This is a genomic window from Spirosoma sp. KCTC 42546, assembly GCF_006965485.1.
Lineage (GTDB): Bacteria > Bacteroidota > Bacteroidia > Cytophagales > Spirosomataceae > Spirosoma.
This window is the reverse complement of sequence record NZ_CP041360.1, coordinates 4,524,939-4,547,808: the sequence shown is the minus strand read 5'-3', so window position 1 is coordinate 4,547,808 and position 22,870 is coordinate 4,524,939. Positions and strand designations below refer to the sequence as shown.

Annotated in this window: 22 protein-coding genes; 9 read left to right on the top strand and 13 right to left on the bottom strand. The window is 47.7% G+C overall.

The features are described from left to right. Positions 1-45: 45 nt before the first annotated feature. Together EXU85_RS18640 and EXU85_RS18635 are read right to left on the bottom strand one after the other, a co-directional pair. The gene (locus tag EXU85_RS18640; RefSeq protein WP_142773531.1) at positions 46-486 is read right to left on the bottom strand and encodes a hypothetical protein; all 441 of its coding nucleotides are present in this window, start codon (positions 484-486) and stop codon (positions 46-48) included. Between the two features lie 74 nt (positions 487-560). Beyond that, complete coding sequence (locus EXU85_RS18635) at positions 561-1,310, bottom strand: SDR family oxidoreductase (RefSeq protein ID WP_142773530.1); 750 nt, start codon at positions 1,308-1,310, stop codon at positions 561-563. 147 nt (positions 1,311-1,457) lie between these two features. Between EXU85_RS18635 and EXU85_RS18630 the strand changes: the two genes are divergently transcribed. From EXU85_RS18630 to EXU85_RS18615, 4 genes are all read left to right on the top strand, one after another. Next, positions 1,458-2,360: a histone deacetylase gene (locus tag EXU85_RS18630; protein ID WP_142773529.1), complete on the top strand. Its 903-nt coding sequence runs from the start codon at positions 1,458-1,460 to the stop codon at positions 2,358-2,360. 64 nt (positions 2,361-2,424) lie between these two features. Further along, the gene (locus EXU85_RS18625) at positions 2,425-3,186 is read left to right on the top strand and encodes an HpcH/HpaI aldolase/citrate lyase family protein (protein ID WP_142773528.1); all 762 of its coding nucleotides are present in this window, start codon (positions 2,425-2,427) and stop codon (positions 3,184-3,186) included. 7 nt (positions 3,187-3,193) lie between these two features. After that, on the top strand, positions 3,194-4,486 hold the full coding sequence (locus EXU85_RS18620; protein WP_142773527.1) for an McrC family protein: 1,293 nt from the start codon (positions 3,194-3,196) through the stop codon (positions 4,484-4,486). Between the two features lie 120 nt (positions 4,487-4,606). Next, entirely contained in the window at positions 4,607-5,923 is a 1,317-nt protein-coding gene (locus EXU85_RS18615) for a gluconate:H+ symporter (RefSeq protein ID WP_142773526.1), read from the top strand. A 19-nt stretch (positions 5,924-5,942) separates the two neighbouring features. Here the strand turns inward: EXU85_RS18615 and EXU85_RS18610 are convergent, their stop codons facing one another. Beyond that, the gene (locus tag EXU85_RS18610) at positions 5,943-6,794 is read right to left on the bottom strand and encodes an FkbM family methyltransferase (RefSeq protein ID WP_142773525.1); all 852 of its coding nucleotides are present in this window, start codon (positions 6,792-6,794) and stop codon (positions 5,943-5,945) included. A 44-nt stretch (positions 6,795-6,838) separates the two neighbouring features. After that, positions 6,839-8,158 carry a glycoside hydrolase family 2 TIM barrel-domain containing protein gene (locus EXU85_RS18605; RefSeq protein WP_142773524.1) on the bottom strand — a complete coding sequence of 440 codons (1,320 nt, stop codon included), beginning with the start codon at positions 8,156-8,158 and terminating at the stop codon, positions 6,839-6,841. 291 nt (positions 8,159-8,449) lie between these two features. Here EXU85_RS18605 and EXU85_RS18600 point away from each other — a divergent pair, with 291 nt between their 5' ends. Continuing rightward, the gene (locus EXU85_RS18600) at positions 8,450-9,469 is read left to right on the top strand and encodes a TrkA family potassium uptake protein (protein ID WP_142773523.1); all 1,020 of its coding nucleotides are present in this window, start codon (positions 8,450-8,452) and stop codon (positions 9,467-9,469) included. A gap of 36 nt (positions 9,470-9,505) precedes the next feature. Here EXU85_RS18600 and denD read toward each other — a convergent pair whose 3' ends face one another. Then, a complete protein-coding gene (denD, locus tag EXU85_RS18595) occupies positions 9,506-10,453 on the bottom strand; it encodes a D-erythronate dehydrogenase (RefSeq protein WP_142773522.1) in 948 nt (315 codons plus the stop codon). A 177-nt stretch (positions 10,454-10,630) separates the two neighbouring features. Between denD and EXU85_RS18590 the strand changes: the two genes are divergently transcribed. Then, entirely contained in the window at positions 10,631-12,034 is a 1,404-nt protein-coding gene (locus EXU85_RS18590) for a four-carbon acid sugar kinase family protein (protein ID WP_142773521.1), read from the top strand. Here the strand turns inward: EXU85_RS18590 and EXU85_RS18585 are convergent. After that, a complete protein-coding gene (locus tag EXU85_RS18585) occupies positions 12,031-12,771 on the bottom strand; it encodes a carbon-nitrogen hydrolase family protein (protein ID WP_142773520.1) in 741 nt (246 codons plus the stop codon). The two genes, EXU85_RS18590 and EXU85_RS18585, sit on opposite strands and share 4 nt — an antisense overlap. Positions 12,772-13,031: 260 nt before the next feature. Further along, positions 13,032-13,376, bottom strand: a complete 345-nt coding sequence (locus EXU85_RS18580) for a single-stranded DNA-binding protein (RefSeq protein WP_142773519.1) — start codon at positions 13,374-13,376, stop codon at positions 13,032-13,034. Between the two features lie 171 nt (positions 13,377-13,547). Between EXU85_RS18580 and EXU85_RS18575 the strand changes: the two genes are divergently transcribed. Next, positions 13,548-14,213, top strand: coding sequence for a GDSL-type esterase/lipase family protein (locus EXU85_RS18575; RefSeq protein ID WP_142773518.1), 666 nt, complete (start codon positions 13,548-13,550; stop codon positions 14,211-14,213). Between the two features lie 102 nt (positions 14,214-14,315). Here the strand turns inward: EXU85_RS18575 and EXU85_RS18570 are convergent, their stop codons facing one another. The 3 genes from EXU85_RS18570 to EXU85_RS18560 form a co-directional block, all read right to left on the bottom strand. Beyond that, positions 14,316-15,800: a DEAD/DEAH box helicase gene (locus EXU85_RS18570; protein ID WP_142773517.1), complete on the bottom strand. Its 1,485-nt coding sequence runs from the start codon at positions 15,798-15,800 to the stop codon at positions 14,316-14,318. 196 nt (positions 15,801-15,996) lie between these two features. Next, complete coding sequence (locus EXU85_RS18565) at positions 15,997-16,770, bottom strand: SDR family oxidoreductase (RefSeq protein ID WP_142773516.1); 774 nt, start codon at positions 16,768-16,770, stop codon at positions 15,997-15,999. A gap of 122 nt (positions 16,771-16,892) precedes the next feature. Further along, entirely contained in the window at positions 16,893-17,708 is an 816-nt protein-coding gene (locus EXU85_RS18560; RefSeq protein ID WP_142773515.1) for a phytanoyl-CoA dioxygenase family protein, read from the bottom strand. A gap of 229 nt (positions 17,709-17,937) precedes the next feature. Between EXU85_RS18560 and EXU85_RS18555 the strand changes: the two genes are divergently transcribed. Beyond that, positions 17,938-19,029 carry a BamA/TamA family outer membrane protein gene (locus tag EXU85_RS18555; protein ID WP_142776760.1) on the top strand — a complete coding sequence of 364 codons (1,092 nt, stop codon included), beginning with the start codon at positions 17,938-17,940 and terminating at the stop codon, positions 19,027-19,029. 97 nt (positions 19,030-19,126) lie between these two features. On the opposite strand, the gene EXU85_RS18550 is transcribed toward EXU85_RS18555, so the two are convergent. Next, positions 19,127-19,786 carry a phosphatase PAP2-related protein gene (locus EXU85_RS18550; protein ID WP_142773514.1) on the bottom strand — a complete coding sequence of 220 codons (660 nt, stop codon included), beginning with the start codon at positions 19,784-19,786 and terminating at the stop codon, positions 19,127-19,129. Between the two features lie 213 nt (positions 19,787-19,999). Then, the gene (locus tag EXU85_RS18545) at positions 20,000-20,815 is read right to left on the bottom strand and encodes an ion transporter (protein ID WP_142773513.1); all 816 of its coding nucleotides are present in this window, start codon (positions 20,813-20,815) and stop codon (positions 20,000-20,002) included. 256 nt (positions 20,816-21,071) lie between these two features. Between EXU85_RS18545 and EXU85_RS18540 the strand changes: the two genes are divergently transcribed. Next, the gene (locus tag EXU85_RS18540; protein ID WP_142773512.1) at positions 21,072-21,647 is read left to right on the top strand and encodes a dihydrofolate reductase family protein; all 576 of its coding nucleotides are present in this window, start codon (positions 21,072-21,074) and stop codon (positions 21,645-21,647) included. A gap of 78 nt (positions 21,648-21,725) precedes the next feature. Here the strand turns inward: EXU85_RS18540 and EXU85_RS18535 are convergent, their stop codons facing one another. Continuing rightward, entirely contained in the window at positions 21,726-22,808 is a 1,083-nt protein-coding gene (locus tag EXU85_RS18535) for a complex I subunit 1 family protein (protein WP_142773511.1), read from the bottom strand. Between the last annotated feature and the right edge of the window lie 62 nt (positions 22,809-22,870).

Genomic DNA, 22,870 nt, shown 5'->3' with positions numbered 1-22,870 from the left:
TAAGTAGGTACTTTTTACAACATAATCCGAAAAGCGATCTTCAGGTTAGCCTTTCGTGAACAATTCCCACAAACGGTTGTACAGTTTTCCGGAGTACGTTTTCACATCGAGGGAGGATGCATGGATCGTAAACGGTTCAAACTGCTTCATTGCCGAGGGTAGCGGTTCAATCCGAACTGTGCGTCCGGTAGTCCATCGACCCGCTAATTGCCGAACCGACCCGGTTAACCGTATGCCTGCATCCAGCAAATCAACCTGGCAGGTTTCCGGATAATGAGCAACGGCTAAATTCTGCGAAAAACGTTGCATCTGACTCGCATCAAACCACGACAGCGTGGGTATCTGCATGTGATTGGTATAGCGGTCGTTGTTGCACAGAAATCGAAGGGACAAAACAGATTTGCCAGAACTCCGACGGGAGGTTACTTGTAAATCAAGTACTTCCAGTGGAGATTGGTCGGTTGCGGTGGAAAGTTCGATAGTCATAGGGGATGAAGCTGATTAATCTACATACTAAACAAGGCAAAGGTGAGGATGTTTTGGCCTTTTTGTTAGCGTAGTTATACGTAGATCATTTTACGGGTCATGCCGCCATCAACCACAAAATTCTGACCGGTGATAAAACTGTTTTCGGGTGCAATCAGAAACAGAATCATGCGGGCAATATCGTCGGCCTGCCCCACACGACCAACCGGGTGCTGAGTGTGGTCTTCAGGGCGCAGATCGTCGGATTTTGCTTTCGCTTTTTTCTTCAGTGCCGATACATCAATCCAGCCGGGACTAATGGCATTCACGCGGACATCGGGCCCCAGACTTACGGCCAGCGAATGCGTGAGGGAAAGTACGCCCCCTTTACTGGCCGAATAAGCAAACGTATCTGGTTCCGATTGAAACGCCCGGGTCGAACAGATATTGATGATGCTGCCTTTCTGGGTGGCCAGATAGGCAGCTGTGTGCTTGGCGCAGAGAAAGGTGCCGGTTAGATTGGTGCTGATAACCCGATTCCACTCGTCGAGGGTTAGTTTGTCGAGTGGTTTTTCAATCATAATGGCCGCATTGTTAATCAGCGCGTCGATTTGCCCAAAATGCGAAATGGTTTGTTCGGCTGCTTTACGAACGTTGGCTTCACTGGATACATCGCAGGAAACGAACAAGATCTGTGCCGAAGAGGCTTTAAAGGCTTCGCGAAGCTCGGCCAGGGCGTCGGTGTCTGTTTCCCAGATGGCCACCCGATAGCCGTGCGTAAGTAAATATTGCGTTGCCACGCGACCAATACCCTGGCCGCCCCCAGTAATGATAGCTGTTTTCATACAAGCCGGTTAATCAAGTTGGATAAACCCTACAAACGAACAAATCAGGTAGTTTGGTAACACAACCTGGCGAAGATGGGTTAACTAAAGCGTATCCTTATCGAACGGGACAATTGATTTTTTACCGCTCACCGGCTTCCTTACTTCATGCTTCAGATTGCCTTTTCGCCCGTGTACCGACTCAAATTGCCTGAAGGACACCGGTTTCCGATGCTTAAATACGAACTGATTCATGAGCAACTTCTGTACGAAGGTACCTGCACCGAGGCCAATTTTTTTGCGCCTGCTCCGGTTGATGACCGTTGGGTATTGGGCGTTCATACGGCCAGTTATGTGCAGGCATTACAAACCCTGATCGTGCCGCCTGCCATGGTTCGCCGGATTGGGTTTCCGGTAACGCCCGAACTTATTGAACGCGAGTGGATCATTACGCAGGGGACAATTGATGGTACCCATATTGCCCGAACGGATGGCATCGCGATGAATGTGGCTGGAGGAACCCATCATGCGTTTCCGGATCGGGGAGAGGGATTTTGCATGCTCAACGACGTTGGTGTGGCGGCTCATTACCTACTTGAGACTAGTCAGTCCCGGAAAATTCTGGTGATCGATTTAGACGTGCATCAGGGTAACGGAACGGCAGTGATGTTTCAGAAAGAGCCGCGCGTAGTTACGTTCAGTATGCATGGTCGAGATAATTATCCACTTAAAAAAGAACAGTCGGACCTGGATATTGACTTCCCGACTGGCACCTCGGACGAAGTTTATTTAAACACGCTTTACAATACCCTGCCGGGGCTGATTCAGCGCGAGCAGCCCGATTTCTTATTTTATGTATCGGGTGTTGATATTCTGGCCTCCGACCGATTGGGTAAACTGAGTGTTAGCCGGGAAGGATGCAAAGAACGGGATCGGTTCGTGTTTGAACAGGCTCAACGGAATAATCTGCCGATTGTCGTTTCGATGGGCGGAGGGTACTCACCCCGATTGACTGATATTGTTGAAGCTCACTGTAACACATTTCGGCTGGCATCGGATATGTTTTTCTGATTCGGTCGTATCTTGCCAAACTAGTCGAGCCCTTAGCTAAGCGCATTTTTTCGCCCTTTTTCAGATGAAGCAAAACATTGTTAAAACCCGGCTCAAAAGCAGCCAGCCCGTTCTGGGTGTTCTTTCTAATAGTAGCGATCCCACCGTTGCCGAATTGTGCGGCTTCTCGGGACTGGATTTTTATATGATCGACGGCGAACACAGCCCCGTAACAACGGCGCAGGTGCAGGATATTGTACGGGCCTGTGAGGTGAGTGGTATTACGCCTTTAGCCCGAGTTCGCAGTAATGATTCCAAATTGATTTTGCAATTTCTGGATGCGGGCGTTATGGGCATTATGATGCCAGGCGTTAGTACCGTTGCCCAAGCCGAAGCTCTGGTCCAGGCCGTTAACTATCCGCCCCTGGGTTTGCGGGGATTTGCACCCGCACGGGCTAACGATTACCTCCTGGGCAATATGAATCAGGGCGAGTCTGTCGAATTTGCCAACGAGCAAATTCTGGTATTAGCCCAGATCGAAGATAAGGAAGCTATTGCTAACCTGGACGATCTGCTCCAGGTAAACGGCATAGATGGCTTTGTTATTGGCCCACGTGATCTGGCCATGAGTATGGGATACTACGATGGTCCCGGCCACGATGAGGTAAAACGAACCATTGCGGGCGTCGTTGAAAAAATCAGAAAAGCGGGCCTGATTGCAGGAACCACAGCGGCCACCGGCGATCAGGCCAGGGCGTTGATTGATCGGGGTGTCCTGTTTTGCCTGAATTCCTTTGCTGGCTTGCTGAAGTCGGCCGCTGGGGAGTTTATGAAAGGACGAGTGTAACCTTCGTATGATCACGACGATTTTGGTTCTTGAAAACAGCCAGATTGGCTCAGCTGATCAGTGGTCCGAACCGCCATTAGGTGGGGTACTGGTGCTTGATGCTGTTTTTCAGGCACTCCGCCAATTTGTGTTTGACGACGAACAGGCTGAGGGCTTGCTGGCCTTCTCTATACAAAAAGGTCGTGAATTGATTCAAGTTCGAAATTATGTGGGTTTGCTTCCACTGCCCAATCATACGCAACTGGAAATTCTACCAAAGATTGGGCAGATCGACAACACCCGGCCTTTGCTACTGACCATGCTGCGGCACCTTCGTCATAGCCCATTTCGAACGCTCCCGGCAGCCCATACGCGGGCTATTCAATTGCCTTTGTGGGACGTGTTCATTTCGGCTTTTCTGGATGCCGTAGAGCCATTAGTGCAACAGGGAATCCAGCACGCGTACGTATCGGTCGATAGCAATGAACGCTTCTGGAAAGGTAAATTTCAGGCTGTCCGACAGCAGCGGGAGAATGCCTGGCACGCCGAGCGACTGGCAGTGACCTACGATTGCCTCACGGCTGATGTTGCCGCTAATCGTATTTTAAAAACGGCAATGGTTTACGTAAACGGAGCAACGAATAACCCCGTTAGCCAGCGCCGGATTCGACAGGTACTTTGGGCGCTGGATGAAGTGCCGGAGACGAACTCGTTACCGGATGATCTACGGTTGATTCGGCGGTCAAGTCGGTTATTTCTTCGGTACGAATCGGCACTGCGCTGGGCCGATGCATTGCTTCAGGGTAGGGGATTTGGTATCAAAACGGGCCATACGCCAAGCTTATCGCTATTGTTCCCGATGGAGCGCGTTTTTGAAGATTACGTCGCGTATGGCATTCGGACTTACTGGCCCGATACCGACAGTGTTCGGGTTCAGGAATCTTCAGCACATTTGGTGGATGAACATGTAGGGGCACCAAAATTTAAGCTTCGTCCCGATATTGTCATCCGTCACAAGAGCCAAACACTGGTACTTGATACAAAATGGAAGCAGATCAAGGGCCGGGAGGCAGGTGCTAATCCTGTTTCGGGTAACTACGGCATCGAGCAGGCCGACATGTATCAATTGTACGCTTATGGGAAAAAATACGCAGCCGACGACCTGTTTCTGATTTACCCGGCAAATGAATCGTTTCGTCAGCCGTTGCCCGTGTTTGGCTACGATGCTACCACTCGCCTGCACGTTGTGCCCTTCGACCTGACCAATTCGTTAGCGAATGAAGTAGAAAAATTAGCAACTTACGCTTTGTCGTTCGAATGATCGTGTTTAAACACAGAGAAAACAGAGATTAGCATAGAGTAGACAGAGGGCTTTTTCCATGTGCTCCATGTTTATCTCCATTTTCTCTGTGTTTAAATGCCCCAGACCCTCGTAACTATTATGCCCCTTATTCTCACCCTGATCGGGATTCTGACGCTTGTTTTTTTAGTTGCCTTTGTCCGTTTAGATACCTTCATCTCATTTGTCATTGTCGCCTTAGGTATTGGGTTGGCATCGGGTATGGATGTGGTGGCTGTTGGTAAGTCGATTCAGAGTGGTATTGGTGGTACATTGGGCGAACTGGTACTGATCATCGGTTTTGGGGCAATGTTGGGCCGTCTGGTAGCCGAAAGTGGGGCTGCCCGACGAATCACCGATGTGCTGATTGGTTGGTTTGGTATAAAAAATATTCGCTGGGGACTAGCCTTAGCGGGCTTTGTTATTGGTATCCCACTATTCTACAATGCGGGTTTCATTATTGTTGTTCCCCTAATTTTTACCATCGCAGCGTCGTCTCGCTTACCCCTTATGTCGGTAGCGGTACCCATGCTGTCGGCGTTATCAGTCGCACATGGTTATTTGCCCCCGCACCCATCGCCCTCGGCAGTGGCAGGTCAGCTCAACGCGAACATAGGGCAAACCCTTATTTATGGGATCATTGTTGCTATTCCCGCTATCATTATTGCTGGGCCGTTGTTTGGTAGAACGCTGGTCAATATCAAGGCGTCGCCGAATCGGGATCTGTTTAATATACGCGAAGTACCTTCCCAGAATTTACCAGGTGCGGGAATCAGCTTTTTTGTCGCCCTGCTGCCCGTATTGCTGTTAACGACATTTGGCCCGCTGAAAAATGCGATGCCTGGTGAGTCGTTCCTGAAAACCATTGTTACGTTATTGGCCGAGCCCTATATCGGTATGTTGTTGTCGGTGCTGGTGGCAATGTACGCACTGGGTCTCCGTCAGGGACAGTCGATGAAGGCTATCACCAAAGACATGGAAGAAGCCGTTAAAGCTATCGCCCCGATTCTTCTGGTCATTGCCGGAGCAGGTGCATTAAAGCAGGTTTTCGGCGACAGTGGCACCAGTAAATATATTGGTAGCTTACTGGCCGATGCCGCTATTCCGCCGTTGTTGCTGGGCTGGGGCATTGCCGCCTTTATCCGGGTATGTGTAGGTTCGGCCACGGTAGCCGGGTTAACTACCGTGGGAATTATTTTGCCTTTATTACAATCGCAGCCTATCAAACCCGAACTGATGGTGCTGGCCATTGGCTCAGGAAGCCTGATGTTTTCGCACATCAACGACGGCGGGTTCTGGCTCTTTAAGGAATATTTCAACCTAACCATCGGGCAAACCATCCGAACCTGGTCGCTGATGGAAACCATCGTATCCATTGTTGGGCTGATAGGCGTTTTGCTGTTAAATCTGGTTGTATAAACCCTGAGTTGACCCGTTTTTATCGTGAAGTAATTGGAGCCGATGAATAGTCAGCTGCTTTGTTGATTGTGAAATTCACGGGCAGATTCTCCTGGTTCTTTAGCGACTTATAGACATCTTCCCGAATAAATGTCCGCTTTAAGTTGTGGGTAGAATGGACCAGTACGTACCCTGCTTCTTTTAATTTTTTGCAGGTTTTTTTAATCCGAAAGTGGAACGATTTATCGTTGGCATTATGAACTTCGTCAAACTCCACCAGGATTATTTTGATATCTAGCTTGTCTTTAACAATCGTATCAATTACGGTATATTCAGCCCCTTCAATTTCCAGTTTGACTACATCCAGGCTGCTGTGTCCCAGCATGTTCATCAGATTACTTAGCCGGTCGACGGGAGCCTCAATATAGTCGTTGGACTCCTGGAATAGATAAAGCGAGTGCGAGGCATAATCGTCACGCTCGGGGGCAAAAAACTTCAGGTTCGTTTTCTGATCCCAAACACCAATTTCAACAAACGTAATCTCCTCTACCTGTTTTTCTGAGATTCGGTACGTAAACGGTACGGTTGGTTCAATCGTTAGGGGCTGCTGATTTTTGGTAAACTCTTTCAGTTTACGGAAATGATTGACACCTTCTGGCATTGGGTCAAAAATGAACACCTGCGCGTCGTAAATAACTTTTAATTCGGTGTCAAACGAAATATCCTCACCCGCTCCGATGCAGTAACAAATTGACTCACTTGTCAGAAAATTGCTGGGTACATGATACCCATGAAAATGGGAACCAATATGTGTCAGGTTCTTTAGTGGATTTACGCCCTGTTGCGGATGGATACCTAATGCCTTTTTGGCCAAGCCAGTAATAGTTCGCATATACTGTGTCAATTAAGAGGAAACGCTTTAGTGGGAAAATGGACTTACTCATCTTTAGCCGAATCGGACGGCCTTACTTCAAAGGAAAAATTGGCTGACGATATATGTCTATGTGTATCGTAGGCGTAAGCAAACAGACGATAAGCGCCGGGCTTAGTTGGCAACTTAAATGAAATAGCAGACTGGTTAGGGTTCTGTATCAACCCTTTTAAAGCGGGAAGTGGTGTTCCTGCATAATCTGCCGAAAACTGAGCACGCCGTTTGATTTCCCAATAGTAGGTTAGGGTATCTCCTTCGGGATCACTGGTCAAAATCTGGGCCTGATGAGCGGCAACTGAGGGTATATACGATTGGTAAGTACTTGCTTTTCCATCAATCAACAGCCCTTTAACAACGGGAGCTTTATTGAGCGTTTGTTTCCCCGACCAAAGCAATTGCATTAATTCCACCAATGACGTGGCCCGGCCCTGATCATCGAATACATTAAACCAGGTATGGGTTTCTTCCTGCTTAAAGCCCCAATAAAATAAATAAGCGCCTAAACAATTTGGAGGGCGTGAACCAATGTACTGGCGATAGAATTTTTTCACAAAATCATACTTCTCCTGACTGGTAGGCTCGATAGGCGCTTTCCAGGGGGTGACGGGTGTTTCCCAATAGGCCTGGGCTCCATATTCAGAAATCAGATAAGGTTTATCCCATCCTCCTTTTTTTAAAAATTGAGGTAGCTTTTCCGTTAACGCATAGGAATTAAGGGCCAACACATCAATGGCTGGGCAACGTTCCTGAACGAGCCAGATAGCCCGTTCACTATCAGGCGAAATAACGGTTGCAACCGGATGGTCTGGATCCAGTTCATGGACTAAAGCGGCAAGTCGATTTACTTCGTCATACACCCGGAAGTTACTCGCTTCCATTGCCCATTCATTCCCCACACACCACATGAGTACCGCAGGATGGTTTTTGTATTTGAGTACGATTTTACGAATGCGTTCATACTGCCGGTCAACAGCTTCCTGGTTATCATAATCGAACCCTTCCAGTTCCCGCTCTACCCAAAGGCCAAAGAATACCGTTAATCCAAGTTTCTCGGATTGGTCCAAAATAGAACCTGCCTCCAGATCATCCCAGATGCGAATCGAGTTGCCTCCACAGTCTTTTAACTGAGCCAAATGGCTTACGCCCCCCGCTCCCTGAATGAAATAAGGCTTGCCGTACCGTAAGAGCTGGTAGGAGTCTCCCGTATGTTGAATGGATGTCGGTTTAGTTTCTGTCGATGTTGCTAAATGGGACTTTTGGGTCTCGGTACAGCTACTGATGAGGATGCTAACTATCAAAAACAAGACACAAGAAAATGACCGCATTAGGAACGTAATTAATGAAATATGTACGCTTTATTGACTAATGCTTTAACTTTTAGTCACCATTTTAGGGTCAAAATCGTGTAAGCGGTAGGTAGACTACACATTGATCTCAGATAAACTGTAATCGGTGCGTATGTGACGTCTACGTTGCTCAGAGGATGCTATTTTGATTAGTTGATAAACGTTGGAAGAAAAGAAGGGTTCTGGAGATACTATTTTTATTTAATGACTTAACTCATCTTTTTTGTTCTATATTTTAAATAATTTTGAAATTATATACCAAAAAATAGCGTGTTATCGAAATTAAAGCAGCCCTTCTCGCTCCTTTCCCCTTTGTTGGTTATACTGGGCATTTCTATTTTGGGAATTGCGGGGTACATGTCTATCGAGCAATACAATTTTGTTGATGCCCTGTACATGACCGTAATTTCCATTACAACGGCAGGCTATACCGAAGTGAGACCTCTATCGCCAGCCGGGCGGCTGTTTACTGTTTTTTTACTGATTTCCAGTTTTACAACCTTTGCCTACGCGCTGGCCCTTATTACCCAATACATTGCCAGTGGCGAATTCTCCCACTATTTTAAACAACGGAAAATGGCGAACCAGATAGACACACTCGCTAACCATGTGATTCTGTGTGGCCTTGGGCGTAGCGGTCAGGAAGCGGCTATTACCCTGCGCCAGCACAGAGTGCCGTTTATTGTTATCGAGCAAAATGAAGAACGTATCCGTACGTACGAGACTAAAGACGCGTCGCTGCTCTATGTGATTGGGAGTGCCACTGAAGATGAAACCCTTTTAAAAGCCGGAATTACACGTGCGAAGGCCTTATTGACCGCCCTGCCAACGGATGCCGATAATGTGTTTATTGTGCTCAGTGCTCGCAGCCTGAATGATAAACTAACCATCATTAGCCGCGCATCGCACTACTCTGCCCAGAACAAATTACGGAAAGCGGGTGCTAACAACGTTGTTATGCCCGACAAGATTGGCGGTGCCCATATGGCCAGTATTGTCAGTCGGCCCGATATTATGGAGTTTCTCGATTATCTGACGGGTAATGTCGAAAATGGCTCCATTATGGATGTGAAGGAGATTAACAAATTGGCCAAAGATTACCGGGGACTTCCGTTGCAACAACTTATTGACGATAACCTGGCCGAGGGATTAATCGTCGCGATCCGAACCGCGACCGGATTTTTGATTACTCCCGAACCCAGTTTACTACTGGAGGCAGACATGAAACTATTTTTTCTGCATCAGGCATCCATTCGAAACAGTCCGGTTTTGGCTGAGCGGGTTGTATAGATAACAAAGAGTGCATTGTAAACCCAGACTAACAAGTTACACGTTAGTTTGAGCAATAAATTGGGTAATGAACTGATCGAAATGACTATCAACCCTGAACCCGAGTTGAAGAGCCCTCGAGTTATCGATAACACCAGGCCAACTGCTTACAATGGCGTTAATGGCTGGATCGGGTTTGAACTGGACTCTGGCGCGTGTTTCCTGATCCGTAATTCGCTCAAGTGAGTCAAGCATCTGTTGCACAGTGACACCAATACCCGGTAGATTTACCGTACGCCAGTCGCCAAAGACAGTGCCGGGTAGCGTAGCTGCTTTAATAATGTTGTCAATAATAGTGTCTGGACTCGAGAGCCAGAGGGCCAGCTCGGGCGATACAGGGCAGATAGCTTCCTCCCCATGAATGGGTTCACGGATAATGCTACTGACAAATGAAGAGGCTGCCTGGTTGGGTCGACCCGGCCGAACGCAAATGGTTGGTAATCGCAACACGCGCCCATCCACAAAGTTTTTTCGGCTATAGTCATTGACCAGAAATTCGCCCATGGCTTTTTGGGCTCCGTAGGATGACCGTGGCGTAACAACGGTGAGGTCATCGACAATAGCAGGCAACTGACCGCCATAGACAGCCAGGGAGCTGGCAAACACAAACCGAATACCCGGATGTTGACAGCGACAGGCTTCCAGTAGGTATCGGGTGCTATCAAGATTCACCCGCCAGCCCAAATCAAACTCTTTTTCTGCCTGACTACTCACCACAGCAGCCAGATGGAAAATAAGCCCTGTTTGGTTCGTGATGAGATTTTTAGCGACTCCTTCTTCCGATAAATCTAACTGCTGGCACGTTACTCTTGTGTCATTGCCTGGGTTGAGAGGCAGCACAATATCGACCAGAAGTAATGCATCAAAAACGACCGAACTGTTTAGGAGTGCTTTAGCCAGCCGTTGACCAAGGAATCCGGCTCCTCCTGTTATGATTAGTTGCATCGTGTTAACTTGTTTGAACGCTGATTTTTATGATTAACAGGATGTCGGCATAAAAGGAAATCAGCAGGCTGTTTTCCTTATAAAGTAGGTTTACCCGAAAAACTCCTATTGGTTACGGGAGCGTGGCCAAATTTATGAGGTTAAACACGTATTGTATTGGGTTACTAAAAATTGTCAATGGTTGTGAATGTACATCAGAAAATGGCGCAACTGCCTACCAACTACCCGGAAGATATGCTTGTGTCTATTCGCGAAGCGTTTAGTAAGAGCGGAAAAACAATTATTGTGCTCGACGACGATCCGACCGGCACCCAAACCTGTTACGATGTACCTGTACTTACATCCTGGCGGGTGGAGTTGATTACGGAGGAGTTGAAGAAAAAGCCGTCAATTTTATTTATCCTCACCAATTCGCGTAGTCTGCCCGAACAGGAAGCAGTTGAGCTTATTGAGGAAATAGGCACTAACGTACAGCAGGCTGCTACCGATAGCGCACGGGAGATCGTCGTGATCAGCCGAAGTGACTCCACCTTAAGAGGCCATTTTCCCGCCGAAGTAGAGGCTATTGCCCGAACGCTGGCTATAGAGGACGCTGTTATTGTGTTGGTGCCAGCCTTTATTGAAGGCGGTCGGTTCACCCTGGATGATGTTCATTATCTGGTAGAGAATGAGGAGCTGGTGCCTGTTTCCGATACGCCATTTGCCAAAGATGTGGTGTTTGGCTACAAAAATTCAAACCTGAAACTATGGGTAGAAGAAAAAACCAGGGGACGGATTAAGGCATCAGACGTAAAGTCTGTTTCAATTGACGATATACGAAAGGGAGGACCAGAAGTGGTTGGTGATAAATTGAACGCTTGTGCCAGGGGCTCCGTCTGTATTATCAATGCCGCCAGTTACAGAGACCTGGAGGTAGCGGTAATGGGCTTGCTGGTAGCCGAAAAATCAGGGAAGAAATTTTTATACCGGAGTTCAGCAACGCTGGTACCGATCCGGGCCGGGATGGAATCTGGCAAACCCTTTGTTCCCCAAATAGAGGACGTAGAATCTCCTACGGGTTCACTCGTACTAGTAGGGTCTCATGTCCCTAAAACAACTGGCCAACTGAATGTTCTCCTGGCAACAGGAATATATCAATCTATTGAAGTAAACGTTGGTGAGGTTCTGCATTCAACGGAACTGGTTTCGAAAGCTGAAGCCATAAGCAGGCAAGCGGATCAGTGGCTTGTCTCTGGAGAAAACGTAGTTATTCATACCAGTCGTAAACTGGAAGTTGGACAGGATACAAAAAGTAGTCTGACGATTAATGCGCTTGTCTCCGATTTCCTCGTCAACATCCTGAATGGGATCAGTGTGCGCCCCCAATTTATTGTTGCCAAAGGGGGGATTACGTCCAGTGATCTGGCCTCAAAGGGACTCTCTGCCGAAAAAGCCCTTGTTCTTGGGCCTATAATTCCCGGTGTTCCTGTCTGGCAGATGGATGTGAAAAGTAAATTTCCGGGCATTATGTATGTAGTTTTTCCGGGCAATGTAGGTGATGAAACAGCGCTGGCGGAGGTGTGTTGGAAATTAAGAGGTTAGCGTTCTGTGTAAAGAATCCGCTCAGTTATTTCCTGTGTTTCGGTATCAATAAGCAAAATGCCTTCACTGCTGTCATTTAGTTGCCCAACCAGTAAGCCACCTGTATTCCAGATAGACGTTTTTCCACCACAGTCAAAATCATCGCAGTGTCCAACGCAGTTTGACATGAATACGGTCATGGAGTAGGTGGCGGCAATCTCAGCTAAACGTTGGGTGGCTTTTTCAACACCTTCTATAGACTTTGCTACACTAGCTATGTAAATTTTAGCCCCCTGCTTAAACGCGTCCTCGGCATGTTCTGGAACCGAAAGCTCATAACAAATGGCTAAAGCAATAGCAGCTTCGTTACCAAGTAAGCCTGTGAGATTTTGGCCACTTTTGAAAAAGGGTACTTCATCGGCGTGCAGGTATTTTTTTGAATACGTTTGCCTGACTTGATTAGGTTGAAAAATAACGAGGCTAATACAAATGCCTGTAGGAGTCTGAGTTGGCACACCAATACCAATGATTATGTTGTTGGTATCGCTGATTTTCTGAAAACTATCAAACCGGCTATCGTTCTGATCCGTTGCTAATTCGTTTGCCAGCTGTGGCTCATAACCTGTTAGTGAGAGTTCAGGAAAAATTATGATATCAGCTTCATTGGATACCGCAAGGGCTATCAATTCCTCGTGCCTGATACGATTGCGTTCAATGTCGCCTTTGACTGGTCTTGTCTGCGCTACACAAATTTTCATTTTATAATCCGAAGGAAATTGCTGGAAATGAATGGAAATCTGTAAAGGTATATTTTTGCTTTAAGCCTCATTCGTATGCCAAATATAAGTGGAACGTAAACGATTTGACAGAGCTCATCCCATCAACTATGGCACTAGCAGCCCTGATTTATTGGCTATAGTTGATGGATAATCAGAGAATTATATCAATTGAAAGCCGTACCTTATTTACTGCATTGTGTGTAGTAAATAAGGTACGGCTTAAGGTAAGTTAGTTTAAGCTAGGCTTCGTGCTCAGGCTTATCGAGCATGATAAAGCTGTCGCCAATAATTTCCGTCACATATTTTTTATTCCCCTCTTTATCCTCAAACTGGCGCGTTTTGAGTTTGCCCTCCAGATACACGGCACTGCCTTTGTGCAGGTACTTGTGGGCTAAGTCGGCTAAGCCTCGCCAAACCACAATGCTGTGCCATTCAGTGTTTGACTGCACCTGGCCTTTATCATCTTTGTAGGATTCGGTAGTAGCCAATGAAAACTTTGCGACGCTGATATTCCCGTCGAGTTGCTGAATTTCGGGGTCTTTACCCAGATTGCCAATTAGTGTTACTTTGTTTAGGCCTCTCATCGTTTTTTGTTTTTCGTAGTTGCCTGATTTCAGGCTAGGGTCTAATTTTAGGCGATTATTGACTCAATCAACCATCAGACGAAAAGAAACTATTTAGGTAACATTGGTTTACTTATCCTGTGATGGAAGGTATAAATGAGTAATGGTAATTCCCTTACTGCTTTAAGAACTATGACTACAGTTTATCGATCTCTGCTTTTCCTGTTAACCGCTGGTTTGCTCGCCATGAGCGCGGCTAAACCCACTCGCGTCATCTTCTTTGGTGACTCCATTACCCAGGCCGGAGTAAATCCGGGTGGTTATATTGACCGCCTGAAAAAATCAATGCCCGCCGATCAATTTGAACTGATTGGCGCTGGAATTGGTGGGAATAAAATTTATGATTTGTTCCTGCGTATGGATGATGACGTACTGGCAAAACAGCCCGATGTCGTCGTGATTTGGGTGGGTGTCAATGATGTCTGGCATAAGGCTACCTCCGGCACCGGCACAGATCCTGATAAATTCGTGAAGTTCTATGAGGCTGTAGTGAAGAAGCTGAAGGCGGCTAATATTCGTGTTGTCCTTTGCACACCAGCTGCTATTGGCGAAAAAACGGATATGACCAACCAACAGGATGGCGATTTAAACCAATACAGCCAGTTTATTCGTGATATTGCCAAACGGCAGGATCTGCCTGTGGTTGACTTGAGAAAGGAGTTTTTAACGTATGATCTAAAAAATAACCCCGAAAATAAAGACCGGGGCATTTTAACCACCGACCGTGTTCACCTGAACGAAGCAGGGAATCAGTTTGTGGCTGAGCAAATGCAGAAAGTGCTGACGGCCGGAAAATAAAAAAGCCCCAGATGTTATCTGGAGCAGAATACATTAAAAAAGTAAGTGGTGCCGCCTGGAGTCTGTTTCTCAAAGCAGACTCCAGGCGGCACCACTTACTTTCTAATAATTTTTGTCGGAACTTGTATTACTAAACCGACTATTGCCGGTGCCCCGACTTGGGCGTTCCGCGTTGGTACCACTAGGCCGACTTTGATTGGAGTTCCCGCCATCACGCCGGAATGGTGTGCTCCGCTCCTGATTAGCAGGAGCAGGCCGACTTTGGTTAGTCCGGGGCTGACCTCCGCCAGCAGATGAATCGGCCTGGCGGCTGTTGTTGCCACCCTCGCGCCGATACGATCCCTGATTGGATGATCCTGTTGAGCGGCCACCGCCACCTTGCCGATTTCCATTCCGATTCTGGCCCTGGCGTTGTGCCGGAGCCGGTGAAACGGCAGCTGTAGAAATGTCAAGCACATACGGATGATCTTCAATGACCGGAACGCGCTTGCCAATCAATTTATGAATGTCGCGCAGGAACTCAGTTTCTTCCGCATCACAGAATGATAGGGCAATGCCATCATGACCAGCCCGTCCCGTCCGACCAATGCGGTGAACGTAGGTTTCAGGAATGTTTGGTAGTTCGTAATTAATTACGTGCGATAGTTCATCAACATCGATACCCCGTGCTGCAATATCTGTTGCGACAAGCACCCGTGTTTCACGGCTCTTGAAATTCGAGAGCGCCCGCTGGCGTGCATTCTGCGATTTGTTGCCGTGAATGGCTTCGGCACCAATACCCGCTTTCAATAAATCTTTCACAACCTTATCGGCACCGTGCTTGGTACGGGCAAAGACAAGAGCAGATTTGATTTTTTGGTCGTTCAGGATGTGTACCAGCAGTTTACGTTTGTCTTCACGTCCCACAAAATACATGGCCTGCGCAATGGTATCGGCTGTAGAGGATACAGGTGTTACTTCAACCTTGGCAGGATTCCGTAAAATAGTATCGGCTAGTTTAGCTACGTCGGGCGGCATGGTTGCTGAGAAAAACAGCGATTGCCGACGTTCGGGTAACTTCGTTATGACTTTCTTAACGTCGTGGATGAAGCCCATGTCAAGCATCCGGTCGGCTTCATCGAGTACAAAAAACTGCACATCACGGAGCGATATGAAGCCCTGATTCATCAGATCGAGCAAACGACCGGGTGTAGCAATCAGTACATCGACACCCGCCTTGAGGGAATTTACCTGTGCATGTTGCGAAACACCGCCAAAAATTACCGTATGTCGTAAATTCAGGTGACGGCCATAGGCGGCAAAGCTTTCGGCAATCTGGATCGCTAATTCACGGGTGGGGGTCATCACCAGCGTTTTAATCCGCCGTGGACCATTGGGTGTTTTGCTGCGTTCTTCGTTCAGCAATTGCAGAATTGGAATAGCAAAAGCGGCTGTTTTTCCAGTGCCGGTCTGGGCGCAACCCAATAAATCCCGGCGGCTCAATAAAATTGGTATGGCTTGTTCCTGGATGGGAGTTGGTGTGGTGTATCCTTCTTCAGCAAGCGCTTTGAGGATAGGGTCTATTAAGGATAAATCAGAAAATTGCATGTGTTGGTTGGACGTCGGCAAGTAGTGGAATAGGGTAGTAAGCATGGTCCAGCATCCAACGTCTTTGTAAAGTTATATGTGTATAACTGTAGTATGGCAAATAAAGTGCCATTTCATTAGCGAAGTACAATTTATAAACAAAGAGCTGTCATTACCCTGGATAATGACAGCTCTTTGTTTATCTAAAACGAATAACTTATTCGTAAATGCTTCCGGCCGTTTTTTCTACTAACCCTTTGGGTAGCAGCCAGGCCATCAGTTTCCCCGCTTTGTTCAGCAGGCCTGTTACGAGTTCAGCTTTCCCGGCAAACATGGCATCAACGGCTTGCTTTGCCACATCCTGAGGGGTCATATTTACTTTCTCGGCGGCCTTGCGTCCCTTTTCGCCAATCTGTGCCCGATCGGCAAAGTTGGTGTCCGTGGAGCCAGGACAAACGCAGGTCACCGAAACGGGACTACGTTTAAGTTCCTGGTGGAGCCCCCGGCTAAACTGCAGCACAAATGATTTAGACGCAGAATACAAACTCAGGCCGGGCACCGCCTGATACGCTGCGGAACTGCCAATATTAAGAATATACGCTTTGGATTGTTGCCGAAGCTGAGGAAGAAACAGGTAACTCAATTCGACCAGAGCCGTCATGTTCACCCGCATCATGTTGGTGTGTTCAGCGAGGGCATGTTTCTCAAAGGGGCCACTCAGACCATACCCCGCATTATTCACCAGAATTTGAATCGTATATTTTTTTTTGCCGCACCAGTCATAAACCTGTTGGGCGGCTCCAGCTTCGGCCAGGTCAATTGCCAGAAAGTCGGTTTTAATGCCGTGGTCGGAGGTTAACTGCTGAGCCGCTTCCTGAAGTAATGAGGTTGATCGGGCTACCAGTAGTAAGTCGAATTTTTGACGGGCCAGTTCGTTGGCAATGGCCAGGCCAATGCCCCGGCTGGCTCCCGTAATGAGGGCGTATGACATTTACGAATTACGATGTACGAATTACGACCGCACGGGCGGCCCCGGTACAAATTACGATTTATGAAGTGCCGAAAATCGTAACTCGTACCGGGGCCGCCCGTGCGGTCGTAATTCGTAATTACTTAAATGTTTACTTTTGAAATGAAGCGGTGGTAGAATGGCGTTTTGCTGTGCTCATTCTTAGGCATGTACTTACCCGTAACAACTGGTACGTACATCACACGCCGACGACTTGCTTCGCCAACAAAGGGAGACTGCTGCGCCCGGTGCCAAAGCCGTCCATCGTGTACCGATAGGTCACCCGCGTTCATGTCGAAACCAATTTCGTGTTTGTCGGGGTCGTTATCCACAAAATATTTTTTGCGGAACAACATTTTGAAGATACCCTGTTTGTGCGTGCCCGGAATAACACGTAGCCCTCCGTTTTCGTAGGGGGTAGGGTTGAGGTGGATGCCTACATTGAGCATCGGCATAATACGCTGACCCAGGAAAATATCACGCGGGCTATCGGTATGCCAGCCCATCTGTGAGAACTTACTGTTTGGAGTGCGGATGTAATGGTTCAGAATAAGCCCATCTTTTTCAATTTCGGCAATTCGCCCTTCATACGGCTGAAGCAGATCAACAACGGCCTGAAGGCGTGGGTCCTGCAAAAATTCGTGGAGTGCTTTGCTATGCTGTGATAAAAAGCACATCCGCTGAATCATGGGGTTCCCGGCTTCATCCTGGCCAAACTTCAAGGGTACGCCATTCACTTTATCGCGCCCTTCGGCCAGCCACTCTTTTTCGATTCGTTCAACTTCGCTGATAAAAAGTTTAACTGTTTCGGGTTCAATGAAGTTACGGAAAACGATGACACCATGTTTATTGAAAAACTGGCGTTGTTCCGGGGTAATTGTTTCGCCCAGTTTAAAGGGCGGCAAGTTTAATTTGCTCATATCGGTGGTTTACAAATCGGAGGTTCCGTAGTTGATGCCAACCGGCGACCGCGCTTTGTTGGATAGGCGCAGGCTTAATCGGTTTAATAAACGCCCAAATCTACGAAATTTACAATTTTAGGATTACTTTGCCGCAATTTAATTAATACGACTTTAATTAACGGTTATTCAAGTTCTTGTGACTGTTTTACTTGATAAAAGGTTGGTTTTGCTGTTAATCAGCTTATTAATGGGTATTCAGGGTACTCTATTGGCTCAGTCGGATAGTATTCCGGTACCGCGTCAACCCATACCCAACCAATTATTGCGAACGCGAAATACGCTAATTTTACCATTAGTCGCCCGATCTATCGAAACAGACTGGTCATTGGGGGTAGCGGGCTCCTTCACATTTCGATTTAAGCATTCTGATACGCTCACAACGCGGACATCGAATACCCAGGCACTGGCCCTGTACTCACTTCGGAAACAATTTATTGCAGCCATAAACGGAACAACTTATTTTCCTGGTGAACGGATTATTCTGAATCACCAGCTTTCCTACAGTTACTTCCCCGATAAATTCTGGGGTCTTGGTAAAAATGCTCCGAATGAAAATGAGGAGTCATACACGTTCAAACAGTATTATGTTTACCTACATTTTCAGAGAAAAGTTCAAGATCGTGTTTTTGCTGGCTTAGTTTATGAATATCAGCGATTGTTGAGCATCGATTATCAGCCCGGTAAGCTTTTCGATCAGCTAGCGGTACCAGGCCGTAATGCCTATCATATTTCGGGAGCGGGCCTTAGTCTCACCTACGATTCGCGAAACAATGCCTTTGCGCCTGATCGGGGTGGGTTCCTGCAAGTCTATTTCAACCACTTTAACCCCTTGCTGGGGTCCGATTTTCGCTATACAAATTATGTAATTGATTTCCGGCGATTCATTCCGATCTACAGGCAGCAGGTGCTGGCCATACAGGCTTATGGCTTCTTTAACTCGGGTGATGTGCCCTTGCGGAGTTTAGCCAGTTTTGGTGGGTCGAATAGCATGCGAGGTTTCTACGATGGTCGATTTCGGAGCAAAGACCAGATTGTCGCTCAGGTTGAATACCGAATTCCGCTGTTCTGGCGATTGGGAGCTGTTGGTTTCTTTGGGCTCGGGAATGTAGGAGACCACCTGAACGATTTGAACTTGCAGGAAGTCAAGTACTCCGCGGGTGGGGGAGTACGTCTGGCGCTGAATCGGAAAGAACGATTGAATCTCCGCATCGACTATGGCTGGGGGCTGGGCCAGAGTCTATCGAATGGACTATATTTTCAATTGGGTGAAGCGTTTTAGTTTACGGTTTTAGGTTTACGGTTGGGTGACTGCCCCAGTGAGTCAGCGAAAACGATTGATGCGTCAGCCAACCGTAAACCAAAAATCGTAAACTTCCTTACAACTTTAGTTCATTCCAGCCACTGAGGGCCAGCCATTTCCCCAGGCGGTAGAGCGGATAGGTGAATACAAAGGCGCCCAATACATCCACCGTGTAATGAACGTGCTGCACAAGTAGTAAAATGCCTACAAGGAGTGAACCGATCAGAATAAGTAGCCGATCCCACCATCCACGAAGGCATAGAAATATCAGAAAAATGGTAGAGGTATGACCCGAGTAGAACAGGTCCTTGGTAATATACACCTTGCCATAGAACGCATTGGTGATCGGATCAATCATCGGAATCAGGCCAACTGGCGGATTAAGCGGTACCAGATTGATACTGATCATACGGGTTAGCGTGATGATGATGTAGCTGTAGATGAACATCATAAACACAGCGGGGCTCCGACGGGCACGGATGAGGATCAGTAAACCCGCTGCCCAGATCACTCCGAAAATAATCAATGACACATCGTATGGAGGAATCTGAGCAATTAACCAATCGTTCAGAACAGGACCCGTATGTTGTTCTATGGTTCGGAAAAAGTAAGAAAACGTCGACAGTAAGGCGATAATACCAATCATGCCGATGATGAACTTTCTGCGGAATATGGGTGATTTCCAGGCGGCTTGCCAAGCTAAATCGCCGGTAGGATCAGGTGTAAGAAGTGACATGAAATACTATAAAAGATCTAATCCTATGTAGAGAACATTAAACTGTTTCTTGGTAAGACCGCACATAAACACGTGTAAAAGGGTGCAAATTTACGAACTTGGTGGAATATCCGCCTTGCTGCTCGTAAACCAGTCTAACCATTACTGGATTAGTTGGTTCAATTGGTACGGATAGTAGATGATTATTCGGTACTATACGGTAACGGTTACTACTCATAAAGCCGCACCACAATATTTACAATGCACCGCGTCGGGATCATGGCCCTGACGGCCACAGTTTGGGCAAGCCTGCGTCGAGATTTCCTTCTTTTTACTGGCAGCCGTCAAGCTGACAGCCACAATACCCGTTGGCACCGCAATAATGACATACCCCAGTAGCATAATGAGGGTGGCAATGAGCTTACCCATGGGTGTACTGGGTACAATATCTCCGTAACCAACTGTTGTGATGGTGATAACGGCCCAATAAATACTGAGCGGAATGCTCTCGAATCCGTTGGAACGCCCTTCTACCACGTACATCATAGCGCCAAGCGTAATCACCAGTGTGAAAATAGCCACGAAAAAGACGGTGATTTTGGCTCGGCTTTCGCGTAGTGAATAAGCAAGTAGGGCCGCTGCTGATGTATATTCCCCCAGCTTCAAAATCCGGAATATGCGTAGCAGGCGAAGTATACGTACAGCGGCCAGTTCATGGGCACCAAACAGAAATAGGCCGAGGTAACTTGGTAAAATAGCCAGCAAGTCGACAAGCCCGAAAAAGCTGGTTATGTAACGAAGCGGTTTCCGAATACTAATAATCCGCAGGATGTACTCAATGGTGAACAGGATCGTAAATAGCCATTCAATTTTGTCAAAGAAATGACCATATGGCCGGGCCAATGATGGAACACTCTCCAGAACGACAGCAAGCACACTCAATACGATCAGAAAAAGCAATGATATATCGAATGCCCGCCCGGCCCAGGTGTCGGCTTCAAAGACGATCTCGTGTAATCGGTGTCGGAATCGTTGCCAGAGGGAGTTCATAATGCGCACAATTTAGGCGACTAATGTAATTGATCGCGTACTTCTATCAAGACGAAGCCGAGTAGATTTCTACCTTCCGTCTTTATTAGATTGACCTACTTACAAATGTATCCATTGTTGCCGCTCCGGTGGCCTGGCCTCATTTTGGGCAGGGGCAAATTGTCTCAAAGACGCCCTCATATTGTCGCGATTGGCCCCCATGAGCGTCCCTGGTCTGGCCTAACTTTGTGCAAACAGTAAACGAATAACAAACAACATGAGAACCATCAGAATCATAGAACATATCTCACTGGACGGGGTGATCCAGCATGAAAACGACGAAAACTTCGTGTATGGTAATTGGACGACATCCTATCGAAGTCCGGCTGGGTTAGAGGCTGTCGTTGAAGCACAGGGAAACCCTTTTGATCTGCTACTTGGTCGTCACACCTATGATTTGTGGACCGAATACTGGCCCACGGCTGGGAATAGTCCAATCGCGATCAGCCTGAATGCTGCGACTAAATACGTCGCCACTCACAGGCCAGACAGCCTCGCCTGGGGACCGGTTGAGGACTTAGGCACGGACATCCTGGCGGGTATTCGCGGCCTCAAGTCAACGGACGGTCCTGACCTGATCGTCTGGGGAAGTTCAACGCTGACATCTGTCCTGCTGGACCAGGGCTTGGCCGACGAGGTTGTGCTGCTTGTCTACCCCGTCTTGCTGGGGCGGGGCAAACGCTTTTTTTCGGACAGTGTCGACCCGTGCGAACTTGCTTTAGTCAGTACGAAGGTTACCCCAACAGGCGTGATGATAAACACATACCGGCACGTTGGATCGCTGCAAGTCTAATCCTGCATCAATAAGCCGTTGCTGCTCGCCAGGAGCCAGCCGATTGTGTAGCGCATGGATTTATAATGAAGCGAATGGTTAAATCATTAACAGCCGCCAAACACCCGAAATAAGCAGAAGAATCAGTCCGATTGGTGTCAGCACTTTCCAGCACAAATGCATCATCTGATCGACCCGAATGCGGGGGAGTGTCCAGCGTACCCACATCTGTAACAGTACTGCAAAGAAGACTTTTGACAGAAGCCAGAATCCGCCCGTGAGCTGTCCCCAGAGAGTGCCTGGTGCGCCACTTGTCCAGTCGGCGAGACGGACAGGACCAATATTGGGGAGGGGTGTGTTCCAGCTACCCAGAAATAATACAGCGCCTAGAAACGACACCAGCAGCATCATGGCGTACTCGGACAGGTAAAGCAACGCGAACCGCATCCCTGAATATTCGGTATGGAAGCCACCTACAATTTCAGATTCACCTTCGGGCAGGTCGAAGGGAGCACGGTTACTTTCGGCCAGGGTACAAATGAAAAAGATAATGTAGGCGAAAAATAGAAATGGGTTTCGCAGAATATTCCAGGAGAAAATTCCACCCCAGCCCGTAACGTCAACTCCCAGGGCTTTCAGGCCGAAGAGATAGTTTGTCTCGTGGGTGTAGATGCCCTGCTGGAAACTCAAGGTCTGCAAGTTGAGTGTCTGACAGATCATCACCACGCACAGAATGGTCAGCCCAAGTGGTATCTCGTACGAAATGATCTGTGCCACCGATCGCATGGCACCAAACAGGGAATACTTGTTATTAGACCCCCAACCGGCCATGAGTATGCCAACCACATCGAACGAAACAATGGCCATCAGGTAAAAAACACCCACCGACGCGCCTGACCCCTGCAAATCGGGCGTTAGGGGCAGAACGGCAAAGCCCGCGAATACTGATGCGAAAATGACCGCCGGAGCCAGCAGAAACAATCGCCGGTCGGCGGCTGTGGGCACAATGTCTTCTTTCTGAAGCAGTTTCAGTAAATCGGCAAAGAGTTGCAGCAATCCCCACTTTCCCGTTTCCATGGGGCCGAGCCGATCCTGCATAAACGCCGAAATCTTACGTTCGGTGTACACGCCAACGACCACGAAGCCGGAAGCCATTGCCAGGAAAATAGGGAGTGCGAGCATAAAAAAGTGAAGAATTAAGAATGAAGAGTGATGAATAGGTTATTCTTCATTTTTCACTCTTC